The sequence below is a fragment of the Gibbsiella greigii genome (genome assembly GCF_039540155.1).
In the GTDB taxonomy this organism is placed as follows: Bacteria; Pseudomonadota; Gammaproteobacteria; order Enterobacterales; family Enterobacteriaceae; genus Gibbsiella; species Gibbsiella quercinecans.
This window is the reverse complement of the sequence record NZ_BAABEM010000005.1, coordinates 286,507-299,003: the sequence shown is the minus strand read 5'-3', so window position 1 is coordinate 299,003 and position 12,497 is coordinate 286,507. Positions and strand designations below refer to the sequence as shown.

General features: G+C 53.2%; 11 protein-coding genes. 10 read left to right on the top strand and 1 reads right to left on the bottom strand.

Features of this window, described 5'->3' with window-relative positions; all coding sequences use genetic code 11:
• The 4 genes from AC559G_RS03270 to AC559G_RS03255 all read left to right on the top strand — a co-directional run.
• Positions 1-1,487: type VI secretion system Vgr family protein (locus AC559G_RS03270; protein WP_498911263.1), on the top strand; the 1,487-nt coding region annotated here is incomplete at its 5' end.
• Positions 1,484-1,921: a DcrB-related protein gene (locus AC559G_RS03265; RefSeq protein ID WP_498911261.1), complete on the top strand. Its 438-nt coding sequence runs from the start codon at positions 1,484-1,486 to the stop codon at positions 1,919-1,921. The genes AC559G_RS03270 and AC559G_RS03265, both read left to right, overlap by 4 nt.
• A gap of 3 nt (positions 1,922-1,924) precedes the next feature.
• Positions 1,925-6,475, top strand: a complete 4,551-nt coding sequence (locus tag AC559G_RS03260; protein ID WP_498911259.1) for an RHS repeat-associated core domain-containing protein — start codon at positions 1,925-1,927, stop codon at positions 6,473-6,475.
• Positions 6,476-6,482: 7 nt separating this feature from the next.
• Complete coding sequence (locus tag AC559G_RS03255; protein WP_498911257.1) at positions 6,483-6,980, top strand: hypothetical protein; 498 nt, start codon at positions 6,483-6,485, stop codon at positions 6,978-6,980.
• 88 nt (positions 6,981-7,068) lie between these two features.
• Here AC559G_RS03255 and AC559G_RS03250 read toward each other — a convergent pair whose 3' ends face one another.
• Positions 7,069-7,680: a DUF4291 domain-containing protein gene (locus AC559G_RS03250; RefSeq protein ID WP_498911255.1), complete on the bottom strand. Its 612-nt coding sequence runs from the start codon at positions 7,678-7,680 to the stop codon at positions 7,069-7,071.
• Positions 7,681-7,799: 119 nt separating this feature from the next.
• Here AC559G_RS03250 and AC559G_RS03245 point away from each other — a divergent pair, with 119 nt between their 5' ends.
• From AC559G_RS03245 to AC559G_RS03220, 6 genes are all read left to right on the top strand, one after another.
• Positions 7,800-8,030, top strand: coding sequence for a hypothetical protein (locus AC559G_RS03245; RefSeq protein WP_498911253.1), 231 nt, complete (start codon positions 7,800-7,802; stop codon positions 8,028-8,030).
• A 17-nt stretch (positions 8,031-8,047) separates the two neighbouring features.
• A complete protein-coding gene (locus AC559G_RS03240) occupies positions 8,048-8,695 on the top strand; it encodes an RHS repeat-associated core domain-containing protein (RefSeq protein WP_498911251.1) in 648 nt (215 codons plus the stop codon).
• Positions 8,685-9,167 carry a competence protein ComJ gene (gene comJ, locus AC559G_RS03235; protein ID WP_498911249.1) on the top strand — a complete coding sequence of 161 codons (483 nt, stop codon included), beginning with the start codon at positions 8,685-8,687 and terminating at the stop codon, positions 9,165-9,167. Before AC559G_RS03240 ends, comJ begins: the two co-directional genes overlap by 11 nt.
• A gap of 187 nt (positions 9,168-9,354) precedes the next feature.
• Positions 9,355-9,516, top strand: coding sequence for a hypothetical protein (locus AC559G_RS03230; protein WP_498911247.1), 162 nt, complete (start codon positions 9,355-9,357; stop codon positions 9,514-9,516).
• Positions 9,517-9,550: 34 nt separating this feature from the next.
• Positions 9,551-11,092 (top strand): RHS repeat-associated core domain-containing protein, encoded by a 1,542-nt coding sequence (locus AC559G_RS03225; RefSeq protein WP_498911245.1) that lies wholly within the window; start codon positions 9,551-9,553, stop codon positions 11,090-11,092.
• A gap of 10 nt (positions 11,093-11,102) precedes the next feature.
• Positions 11,103-11,429: a hypothetical protein gene (locus tag AC559G_RS03220; protein ID WP_498911243.1), complete on the top strand. Its 327-nt coding sequence runs from the start codon at positions 11,103-11,105 to the stop codon at positions 11,427-11,429.
• The last annotated feature ends 1,068 nt before the right edge of the window (positions 11,430-12,497 follow it).

Sequence of the window (12,497 nt, the reverse complement as noted above, 5' to 3'; positions counted from 1 at the left end):
AAAGCTCCTTCAACTTCATCAGCCGCCTGATGGAGCTGGAGGGTATTTATTACTACTTCAAGCACCAGCAGGATCAGCACACGCTGGTGCTGGCCGATGCGCCGCAGATCCACACACCCTACCCCGGCTATGAAACCATTCCCTATCACCTGACGCCGTCCGGCGGCATCACCAGTGAGCAGGGCATCAGCCAGTGGACCCTGGCCGACCAGGTGACGCCGGGTATCTACAGCCTGGACGATTACGATTTCCGCAAGCCCAACGCCTGGCTGCTGCAGGCGCGCCAGAACCCGGTCTCGCCGCAGCCGGGGCAAATCGACGTATATGACTGGCCGGGCCGCTACACCGAACACCAGCAGGGCGAATTCTACGCCCGCGTGCGCCAGGAAGCCTGGCAGGCCGGGCACCACCAGACCGGCGGCACCGCCACCGCGCTCGGCATCGCCCCCGGCTACACCTTTACGCTCAACAACGCCCCCTATGCCGACGATAACCGCGCCTACCTGACGGTGCGCGCCCGCTACCGCCTGCAGGAAAACCGCTACGCCAGCGGCGACAGCCAGGCCAGCGAACACCGTATCGACTTCACGGTGATCCCGGCCGATATTCCGTGGCGCCCGGCGCAGCAGGCGCACTGGCCGAAAACCCACGGCCCGCAGACCGCGCGGGTGGTCGGCCCGACCGGCGAATCCATCTGGACCGACAAATACGGCCGCGTGAAGGTGAAGTTCCACTGGGATCGCTTCGGACCGGCGGACGACGGCAGTTCCTGCTGGGTGCGTGTTTCCAGCGCCTGGGCCGGCCAGGGCTTCGGCGGCGTGCAGATCCCGCGGGTGAACGACGAAGTGGTGGTGGATTTCATCAACGGCGATCCGGACCGCCCGATCATCATCGGCCGGGTTTACAACGACGCCAACATGCCGCCGTGGGCGCTGCCGGCCGCAGCCACGCAGATGGGCTTTATGAGCCGCTCCAAAGACGGCTCGCCGGACAACGCCAACGCCCTGCGCTTTGAAGACAAGGCCGGCGAAGAGCAGGTGTGGCTGCACGCCGAACGCAATATGGATATCGACGTGGAGAACGATGAAAACCACGCCGTGGGCGGCAACCAAACGATTGTGGTCGCTAAAAACCATGAAAGCCAGGTCGACGGCCAGTACCGGCAATCCACACAGTTCAACCGCAGCGAACTGGTGGGCGGTGACTATGTGCTGAAAACCCAGCAAAACATCCTGTTAGCGGCGGGCCAGAGCATCAGCCTGGTCAGCGGCGACAGCAAGCTGACGCTGGATCACAACGGCACCGTCTCTATCCAGTGCGTGAACTTCCAGATTAACGCCAGCGGCCAGGCCGAAATCAACACCGGCGGCACGCTGGATCTGAACATCAAGCAACCGGCAAAGACAAAAACCCCGCCGCCCACACCGGCCGACATCACCAACGAAGTTAACAGCGTATTCAAGAAATCATCAGGGAGCGACGCATGAGCCAGCCTGTCCATTATCTCCTTTCCGAAGGCACGCTGGCCTTGCCGGAAGCCGTACAGGATCACAGCGTCACCATTCTGAAACTGCCGCAGGCGCGCGCCACCCTGGTAGTCACTCGGGCTTATGACGTTCGCCCCGGCCAGGAAGCAGCCTATCTGCAGCAACAGTTGGCGAAGGTGAAGCGCGACATGAAAAAGTTTAAAGCGGAAGAGGCGCAGGACAGTCATTTCGGCCCCCTGCCGGCCCGCGAAGTCACTGTCCGCTTTGAAAACCAGGGTGTAGCCGTGGTGCAAAAGCTGTTGACCGTGATGCTGGAAACCCATTTGCTGGTGCTCACCTTCAGCACCAGCGCCGGCTTTGCTTCCTCAGCGCAGGCCGTGTGGGAGGGGATCCGCCAGGGGTACATCCCCACCGCAGGCCGCACGGAGGCGTAAATCATGGCTGATGATTTACTCGCCGCCTGCAAAGATGATCCGCTGGTACACAGTTCCCTATTGGCCGATTTCGCCAGCGGGCTGGTGGAAGGCGCTATCTATTGCGGCATTTGGGTCGGCTCGGCCGCGCTGTTCGGCACCGGCGTGGGCGCCGTGGTGGGCGTGGGGCTGCTGGTCGGCGCCATGGCCAGCGGCCTGCCGGAAAAAATAGGCAACGCGGCGGGCAATGCCATCGATAGCGCGCTTGACGCACTCGGTCTGCGAGGGCCGCCGGACGCCAAAATCACCAGCGGCGCCGACAACGTGAAGATTATGGGCAAACCGGCCGCACGCGCCGCCGGCACCGTTGACCATGCCTATCTCAACAGCCCGGCGGCCGACGCGGAAGGCCCCGGCGCGATGGATACCGCCATTGCGTTGGCGGCCGGCATTGCCGCCACCGTGATGCACCCCGGCGCCGTGCTGGAAAAACTCAGCAAGGTCGACGGCGATGCGGTGAAAAACTGGCTGGGCGATGTCTGGGACGATCTGGCTCAACCCACGGTGGAAAGCGCCAGTCCCTATGCCACCCCCGCCGACAAGGATACCGTTGACTGCAGCAAGGGCCATCTGGCGGAAAACGTCAACTTCCTGGCGGAAGGCTCGAAAAAGGTGCTGATCAACGGCCACCCGGCGGCACGCAACAGCGATCGCAGCACCTGTGAGGCCAAAATCACGGTTGCCGGCAACCCACGCGTGCGTATCGGCGGCGACAGCATCGTGGTGCGCGATATCCGCAGCGGCAAAAATGCCCTGGCCTACTTTATCGGCGCCCTGGTCGGCAGCCTGGGCAAAGACGGGCTCAAACTGGCGCAATCGTTGTTCAGCCGCGTGGTACGGCGCCAGGCGATGAAAGAAATCGCCTGTACGCTGGCTGCCGCTGCCGCCGCCGAACTGGCGGCCAATGCCATCGGGGCGTCGGCCGCACGGGCGTTGACCGTTGCCACCATGACGGCCCTGCCGGTGCATATTCCCACCGGCGCCAAGATCCTGGCCGGTGAAGAAGATCTGGACTTTACGCTGGCGGACCGCTTGCCGCTGAACTGGCAGCGCCTGTACCACAGCCGTAACCGCACCACCGGCATGCTGGGCACCGGCTGGATGCTGCCGTTCGAAACCCGCCTGATCCGTTTCCAGGCTGACGATGGCAGCCAGCAATTCGTCTGGCGCGACATCACCGGGCGCGAAATTGGCCTGGGCGCCGTTGAGCCCGGCGACATTATCCACTTCTATGAAGACGGCTTTACCCTCTATTGCTCCCGGCAAGGGGTGATGCTGTTGCAAACCACCGATGGCGAACATCAGCTTTATGAACCCGATCCGGCCCGTGAAGGCGAATGGCGCATCGCCCGTATTTATGATCGCCATGAGAACTGCCATTACTTCACCTGGAACAGCGCCGGCCAGTTGATCAACATCGCCAGCGACAATCAGGCGCTGGAAGTTGAACTTAGCTATGAAGCGCACCACGGCCGGCTGGCCGCCGTGCACCAATGCGCAGGCAATGAACGGTATGCGCTGGTGAGTTATCGCTACAACGAACAGGGGCAACTGATCGCCGTGCAGGATGCGGACGGCATCACCACGCGCCGCTTTGGCTGGGACAGCGACTGCGGGCTGATGGCCTGGCACAGCTATGCCACCGGGCTGACCGTGCGCTATCACTGGCAACCGGCCGCACAAGGCCCGCACTGGCGCGTCAATGTCTATGAAGTGCTGGATGAGCAGCAGCAAAGCCTGGAACACTGGGTGCTGGATGCGGATGAGCAGGCGCGCAGCGCCGTCGTCACCTGCCTGTCCGGCGGCAGCACCGAACACCACTGGGATGCGCTGAACCGCATTACCGACTATACCGACAGCTACGGCGCCCGCTGGCAGTTCCAATGGTCGGCACAGCGTGAAAGCCTGAGCACGGTAGTCAACTCGGAAGGGCAACGCTGGGAACTGGCGCATGACGAACGCGGCAATCTGACCTTGCTGCGCGATCCGCTGGGCCGGGCAACCCAGACCACCTGGCATGCCGCCTGGGCACTGCCGCTGAAAACGGTGCTGCCTGACGGCGCCTGCTGGCAATACCGCTATAACGTACTGGGTGATCCGGTCGAACAGACCGATCCACTGGGCCACGTGACGCGTTTTAGCTGGAACGATCAGGGCGATCTGGTTACCCGTACCGATGCGCTGGAGAACACGGCACGTTTCTGGTGGAACGAACGCGGCCAGTTGGTGCGGGAAGAAGACTGTTCCGGCCATTCGGCCAAGCGCCAGTACGACGATAGCGGCCGGCTGCTTAGCAGTACCGATGCCGCAGGCAACAGCACTCGCTTCCACTGGAGCGCGGCGGGCCGCCTGCAGCGGCTGATCCGCCCGGACGGCCGTGAAACCCGCTATGAGTACGATCGGGCCGGCCTGCCGTGCCGTGAGTGTGTCGATGGCATGTCTGAACGCCAGGTGGCGCGCAACGTGCGTGGCCAGATCGTGAGCGAAACCGATCCGGCGGGCCGGCAAACCCGCTATCAGTACGATCGCTTCGGCCGCATGACCGCCCTGCTCAACCCCAACCACGATCGCTGGCAGTTCGATTACGACAACGGCGATCGCCTGCTGGCGCAAACCGACTATGCCGGGCGCCGCACGCAGTATGGCTACGATGTGCTGGGGCAACTCACCCAGATCACCGAATACCCCCTGGCCGCCGCGGGCGAACGCACGGCGCCGCTGCACACGCGGCTGGCTTATGATGCGCTGGGGCGCCGGGTAGCGAAGGACACCGCCGACAGCCACACCGAATACGGCTATGAAGATCGCAGCGTGGTGCTGCGCCGCACCGCGCTGGCCCGTTGGCAACAGGCCCAGGCAACCGGAGAACCCGTTGAGTGGGCAGAGACGCTGCGCTTTTCCCTCGACGCCGCCGGCAACCTGTGCAGCGAGGATAACCACAGCGGCCACTGGCAGCATGAGTACGATCCGCTGGGCAACCTGCTGACCACCCGGATGCCGGACGGCAGCGCCCTGAACCACCTGCGCTACGGCACCGGCCACCTGCTGCAGATGAACCTCAAATACGGCGGCCGCACGTTTGATATCGCCGGCTGGCAGCGGGATGCGTTGCACCGTGAAATCAGCCGCACCCAGGGCACCCTGCATCAGGAGACGCGTTACGATGCGCTGGGGCGCATCACCCTGCGCCGGGCAACCGGTGACCGTGAGCTCGCTTTCCTGTTTGAACGCCGTTACCTGTGGGATCGCCAGGATCAACTGGTGCAGCAGATGTTCACCGAAGACGGCATCGGCCAACCGGGGCCGCAGTGCCTGCAAAGCCGCTTCGGCTACGATGCGCGCGGGCAGCTCACCCACAGTATCCAGCCACATCTGGAAGAACGTTTCCATTACGACGCCGCCGGCAACCGCACCGACAGCTCGTCGGCCACGGTCTGGCACAACCTGCTGCAACGTCTGGGCGGCACTCGCTGGGGCTATGACCGCTTTGGCCGCCTGCACTGGCGCCACAACGGCCCGCAGGGTGAAGAGCACCGTTTCCGCTATGACGCGGAACATCGCCTGACCGGCGTGAGCTTTACCGGCAACCCGCATTATCAGCGGGCGGAATACCGCTACGATGCCCTGGGCCGCCGCACGCAAAAAATTCTTTACCCGCACCACGGCGAACCGGAAACCGTCACGTTCCACTGGAACGGCCTGCGGATGGTGGGAGAACAAAGCAGCCTGCGCCCTGAACAGGCTACGCGTTACCTTTATCAAGAGAACAGTTGGGAACCGCTGGCGCGCGTCGACAGCATCGGCGAAAGCAGCGAGGTCTACTGGTACCATACCGAGCTGAACGGCCTGCCGACACGCATGACCGACGAGCACGGCAACCTGGTGTGGCAAGGGCAGTTTTCCGCCTGGGGCGAAACCCGCAGCGAGAGCACCCCGCAGCAGTTGGCAACCCCGCAGAACCTGCGTTATCAGGGGCAATACCTTGACCGGGAAACCGGACTGCATTATAACCTGTTCAGGTACTACGACCCGCAGTGCGGTAGGTTTACGCAGCCGGACCCGATAGGGCTGGCGGGTGGGATTAATACATATACTTATGTGACTGAGCCGATGGTTTGGGTTGATCCGCAAGGATTAGCGCCATGTGGCACTACAAAGTTTTATCGTTCAATGAGCCACGAAGATTACAAGCATCTGTTGCAAACTGGCAAACTACGTGGAACCTCAGAAACATTTATATCCCCACGAAGAGCATTTTCGGAAGGTTATGACGGTGTGTTAGTCAAATTTCATTTAAGAACTGAATCCTTGGAAAAATTAAAATCAATCGGTGTTAAAGATAAAGGAATCTTAACTAAGTTAACTTATCCAGACATGCCTAGTGTTGGAAAAGGATGGAAAGAAAACAATGCATTCTTCAAAATGGAAGGTGATCAAATAAATATAGGCTTGGGAAGAGGACAAGCTTTAGATATTTTCAATAATGGCATAGAGAAATTCGAGAGGTTAAATTAATAATCCCATGCTAGAAGATAAGAAGAAATTGATATTATCTTTAATGATGAAAGAAATTGACTACTCTGTATTTATTGATAGCTATAATAATCTTTTCGATGGACTCGATGTTTGCAGAGACCTTAAAATTTCACGTGATCTTAAAGACTCAGATGCAGTCGATCTTTTTTTATATCTGGGGACGGTCATATCCTATAAGTATTCCTGCGTGAATTTATTGAACAATCTTATTATAGATACTTGGCATACTAAGCATGAAGAGTTAGCGAGGTTGTTATCGATATATAAAGACAATACTAGTGTAGATTATCTTTATAAAGCTGCCTTGCTGAACCTTGAATACTTAGAATATGATGAAGATCATGTTTTAGCAGATAAGTGCATTAGAGCGCTAGCGAAAATAAATAGTGCAGAATCCATTGAAAAACTGGAGGTTTTATCTAAATCTAAGAATCAAGCCATAAGTAAAAGTGCAAACAAACAGCTTGAAAGGATAAAAGGATAAAAGGATAAAAGGATAAAAGGATATTTAAAATTATTTATTTAACACTACGTCTTTTGCTACATTCTAAGGCGTAGTATTATTTATAATTTCACGGATAAAAATTATTTCCAAGCTCATATTTATTTTCAATAGGCAGTAATTTCCTCGCCCCATCAATATCGCCCAATATTATTAAATTATGGATCTCCTTTGTTAGCTCAGTGAGATCATTAATATCCACAATCCATTTATGACAATAATCATACACGGCTTTATTTCTCAATCCTATTTGTATTGTGCGGTAATTAAGTTTATTCAAATATATATCTCTCTCTGGATCCCATTGAATCACCACATCAGAACTCTTTATTTTCAATTTCCACACCTCAGCATCCTCACTAATATCCATATTATTATGATGATTCAAAACACCCTGACTAATTAATGTAAAAAAACCTTCATGAGTAAGATCAATAGCTAATATCCTTTTTTGCCCTAGATCTTTCATTCCCCAATCAGAACGATACATCATCCACAGAAAAGAAGGTTTAATCCATGTCATTCTAGTCATGCTGAACGGCGGAGATACAAAAGCTCCGTTTCTAATAACACTATCAGCAATAATATCAGAATAAGCCTGATAAACCCTAATAAAATCTTTAGTATAAAAAGCTCGAATCTGTTTTTCAGGTACTTTACTTTCTTCTTGGAAAATATTCATAAAAATACACTTAGGTGACCATCTTCTTATGATATATATATCCACGTTTTATCACAACTAAAATTAAGAAACTGATAAGTGGTATCAGAATCCAATCGTAATGAGTATAGCATTACTAAATGCTTTCATATGCCCTGGGCCGCCGCACGCAAAAAATCCTTTACCCGCACCACGGCGAACCGGAAACCGTCACGTTCCACTGGAACGGCCTGCTGATGGTGGGTGAACAAAGCAGCCTGCGCCCTGAACAGGCTACGCGTTACCTTTATCAAGAGAACAGTTGGGAACCGCTGGCGCGCGTCGACAGCATCGGCGAAAGCAGCGGGTCTACTGGTACCATACAGAGCTGAATGGCCTGCCGACACGCATGACCGACGAGCATGGCAACCTGGTGTGGCAAGGGCAGTTTTCCGCCTGGGGCGAAACCCGCAGCGAGCGCACCCCGCAGCCGTTGGCAACCCCACAGAACCTGCGTTATCAGGGGCAATACCTTGACCGGGAAACCGGACTGCATTATAACCTGTTCAGGTACTACGACCCGCAGTGCGGCAGGTTTACGCAACCGGATCCGATTGGGCTAGCTGGTGGATTAAACCAATATACATATGTCAAAAATCCACTAACTTGGATCGACCCTCAGGGTCTTGTAGGTTGCCGTTTAACGAAAGTCGACGCAGTAGATCATGATTATCTTTTGAGATTAAAACGATCAGAGTATCCGCAAACTTTCGGACATATAAATGACGCAATAGAAAATGGCCATCCTAATATTGTTACAATTCAACGAGCATCTGCTAAATCTAATAGGGTACTCAGTTTGAAAGGAGTTAAAACAAAAGCAGGATTAGATCGTGACGAATGGCCAATGGCAATGTTCCGAGAGGGGGGGAGTGGCGCGAGTATAAGATATATTGACCCTAGTGACAACAGAGGTGCCGGTTCAAGTATAGGCAACATACTCTCCGATTTACCTGACGGTACAATAATTAAAGTAGAGGTTATTAATGAAATCTAAATATAATCAAACAGTCGACTTACTTATATCCCATAACCAAATTCAAATCCGTTCCAGACCATTTAACGAAACATTGAGTCAGTGGGGGAAGAAAAACATTGACCAAGGGGCAGTTATTTATGATGACTATGTCATTTTCGATCCTTTACCAGAGGATACTTTTGGTGCTAATATTCATTTAACTTTAACAAATGACTTTAAAATAGATAAGGACACTCAGCGTTGTATAGTTGCTCCGTTTTATATCAGAAATAATGAAAATGTAGAGATTGCATCGGCAGCAGAGAAGTTCAAAATAGATCTTGACTTTGAAAATAATTTATATTCTCTTTATTACGAGATTTGTGAAGGTGATGAAATATTCTATAAGTTAACGTTCGTTCCATCTGAAACACCAATAACACCAATGTATTTAATGGATGATCCTTGGGGAGGGAAAAAAAATAAACCCCTTGAGATAGGACTAGTTTAGAACAGCCCCCCAACCCAAAGCCGGCCATTCCGCCACCCGCCAGTACGACGATAGCGGCCGGCTGCTTGGCAACACCGATGCCGCAGGCAACCACACCCGCTTCCACTGGAGCGCGGCGGGCCGCCTGCAGCGCCTGATCCTCCCGGACGGCCGTGAAACCTGCTATCAGTACGATCGCTTCGGTCGCATGACCGCCCTTCTCAACCCCAACCACGATCGCTGGCAGTTCGATTATGACAACGGCGATCGCCTGCTGGCGCAAACCGACTATGCCGGGCGCTATACACAGTATGGCTATGACCGGTTGGGGCAACTCACACAGATCACCGAATACCCACTGGTAGCATGAGTACGATCCGCTGGGCAACCTGCTGACCACCCGGATGCCGGACGGCAGCGCCCTGAACCACCTGCGCTACGGCACCGGCCACCTGCTGCAAATGAATCTGCAACACGGCGGCCACACGCTGGATATCGCCGGCTGGCAGCGGGATGCGTTGCACCGTGAAATCAGCCGCACCCAGGGCGCCCTGCATCAGGAGACGCGTTACGATGCGCTGGGGCGCATCACCCTGCGCCGGGCAACCGGTGACCGTGAGCTCGCTTTCCTGTTTGAACGCCGTTACCTGTGGGATCGCCAGGATCAACTGGTGCAGCAGATGTTCACCGAAGACGGCATCGGCCAACCGGGGCCGCAGTGCCTGCAAAGCCGCTTCGGCTACGATGCGCACGGGCAGCTCACCCACAGTATCCAGCCACATCTGGAAGAACGTTTCCATTACGACGCCGCCGGCAACCGCACCGACAGTTCGTCGGCCACGGTCTGGCACAACCTGCTGCAACGCCTGGGCGGCACACGCTGGGGCTATGACCGCTTTGGCCGCCTGAACTGGCGCCACAACGGCCCACAGGGTGAAGAACAACGTTTCAGCTATGACGCGGAACACCGGCTGACCGGCGTGAGCTTTACCGGCAACCCGCATTATCAACGGGCGGAATACCGCTACGATGCCCTGGGCCGGCGCACGCAAAAAATCCTTTACCCGCACCACGGCGAACCGGAAACCATCACGTTCCACTGGAACGGCCTGCGGATGGTGGGTGAACAAAGCAGCCGGCGCCCTGAACAGGCTACGTGTTACCTTTATCAAGAGAACAGTTGGGAGCCGCTGGCGCGCGTCGACAGCATCGGCGAAAGCAGCGAGGTCTACTGGTACCATACCGAGCTGAACGGCCTGCCGACACGCATGACCGACGAGCACGGCAACCTGGTGTGGCAAGGGGAGTTTTCCGCCTGGGGCGAAACCCGCAGCGAGCGCACCCCGCAGCCGTTGGCAACCCCACAGAACCTGCGTTATCAGGGGCAATACCTTGACCGGGAAACCGGACTGCATTATAACCTGTTCAGGTACTACGACCCGCAGTGCGGTAGGTATACGCAGCCGGATCCAGTGGGGTTGGCGGGTGGGATAAACCTGTATCAGTATGCGCCGAATCCGCTGACTTGGGTCGATCCATTGGGATTAACTTCATGCAAAGCTAAAATAAACGCTGAACATGTCTTTCATGGTGAAATCAATAAAAGAGGCAGAGCAGTTGGTTTTCATCATCGTGGTAGTATAGGACATGAAGGAAAATCCCGTATTACTGAAGTTACTACAATGCCTAATTCTCTTGGAGTATATAGAGCTAAAGTTGAAATATTAGATCCAAACTCGGGGGAATGGATTGCTAAAGGGCCACAATCAACAATGTTCCCAGATTCATGGAATAGACAACAAGTAATGTCAGAAATAAGAAGTGCATACTCTGAAAGAACAATGATAACCTCTTCTCAGTGGGAAGGGATTTCTTCTAGCGGAGTTAAAATCGGTGGTTACTTAGATAAGTCTGGTAACATTAATACCGCATATCCAATATTATAACGGTAATGATATGAAATTTTATAAAAATTCTGATGGTTATCTAAAGGTTGAAGCAGATGAGAGTATGCATCTTGTTTCATCCTTCTTAGAACATGATGTTCAGAATAGTGTATATGGAGTGGATGAATATTTATCCGCTTGCGATAGTGTCTCTAATGGAGACGTCCCAAGATGGGAAGGCACAGGAAATGCTCATACTGTGACCATTAAAAAAAATGGTGTGAACATTTACAATGAATATACAAATGAAGAAATGAATATTTCCACTATATCAGAATTTAAAAAAATACTAGAAAATTGGAAAAAATTAATTTTGGAGGGTAATTCCCTAGCATAATTTTATCCGTAGCCAGAAGAATTATAAATTTTCTTCTGGCCATTCATCTTCAAGATATCTATTTATCTAGAGGATAATGTCACTCCAGTAAATATTTTGATTTTATTAAAATTTATTTTTTCAAAAAAACAATAAACGCAACAAATATATCCCAACATATCAAAATAGGGTTTTATTTTTTGATGGTAATCATGTATGAACTAATATTTAGCCATGTGGTATAAGCGGTTTTATACAACACTATGACAACAACAGGAAGAGCACTTACAACCAAAATAAATAGTACACCCTACACATTCCCATGTTCCGATTGGTCTAAAAGGTGGGCCGAATACCTATTTTTATGTGGCTGAGCCGATAATTTAGGTTGATCCGTTTGAGATATCCCACAAGACAGCTAAAAAAGTCGCTAATTACTAAAAATCATGGGGATTTTTTACTTTCCTAAATAAAATAAACCATTGAGGATCTCTAAATTTTTGCCTATGGGAAATTTAATATAACCATCTGCTTTTATAAGGGCTGCCCCCCCACAAAGGAAGTAAAGTAATCTGATACAGATGGTTAAGTATTTGGAGATAAGCGATAAAGTACGCTATGTTATGCAGGCCCAATAGCGAATGCCGATAGTATAATTATTATCGGCACTATAAATTGCTAACAAACCCGATGAATGAATATGGATAGTCATAATACCCTATGCACACGCCTCCAAAAAACCAAGCCGTCATGTCCAGCTTCGCCATCCTAATGCTCTCCCTCATCCCCTATTAGCCAATTGCTTGGGCACCACTTTGCCGGAAAAAGTGCGCGGCAACGCAACCATAAAACAGATATGCCGGACAGTGCGAACCGGCCACAGTTGGCTACAATACATTGCCGCACATGCACCCCTGCACTGAACGACGCTTGATGCGGAAAACTATCCATAAAGCACGTGACAAAAACCATGCACGCAGACAGTTAGATCAGCCTGTTAGGGAGGATGGTTAAATTTAACCCTGCCAGTTAGAGCGCGATAACCCGCGGAAACCGTGACGCTCCACTGGAACGGCCTGCGGGTGGTGG

Excerpts from the sequence above, each read along its gene's own strand:
- AC559G_RS03265 (WP_498911261.1), top strand. The coding sequence starts at position 1,484 with ATGAGCCAGCCTGTCCATTATCTCCTTTCCGAAGGCACGCTGGCCTTG.
- AC559G_RS03260 (WP_498911259.1), top strand. The coding sequence starts at position 1,925 with ATGGCTGATGATTTACTCGCCGCCTGCAAAGATGATCCGCTGGTACAC.
- AC559G_RS03255 (WP_498911257.1), top strand. The coding sequence starts at position 6,483 with ATGCTAGAAGATAAGAAGAAATTGATATTATCTTTAATGATGAAAGAA.
- AC559G_RS03250 (WP_498911255.1), bottom strand. The coding sequence starts at position 7,680 with ATGAATATTTTCCAAGAAGAAAGTAAAGTACCTGAAAAACAGATTCGA.
- AC559G_RS03245 (WP_498911253.1), top strand. The coding sequence starts at position 7,800 with ATGCTTTCATATGCCCTGGGCCGCCGCACGCAAAAAATCCTTTACCCG.
- AC559G_RS03240 (WP_498911251.1), top strand. The coding sequence starts at position 8,048 with ATGACCGACGAGCATGGCAACCTGGTGTGGCAAGGGCAGTTTTCCGCC.
- comJ (WP_498911249.1), top strand. The coding sequence starts at position 8,685 with ATGAAATCTAAATATAATCAAACAGTCGACTTACTTATATCCCATAAC.
- AC559G_RS03230 (WP_498911247.1), top strand. The coding sequence starts at position 9,355 with ATGACCGCCCTTCTCAACCCCAACCACGATCGCTGGCAGTTCGATTAT.
- AC559G_RS03225 (WP_498911245.1), top strand. The coding sequence starts at position 9,551 with ATGCCGGACGGCAGCGCCCTGAACCACCTGCGCTACGGCACCGGCCAC.
- AC559G_RS03220 (WP_498911243.1), top strand. The coding sequence starts at position 11,103 with ATGAAATTTTATAAAAATTCTGATGGTTATCTAAAGGTTGAAGCAGAT.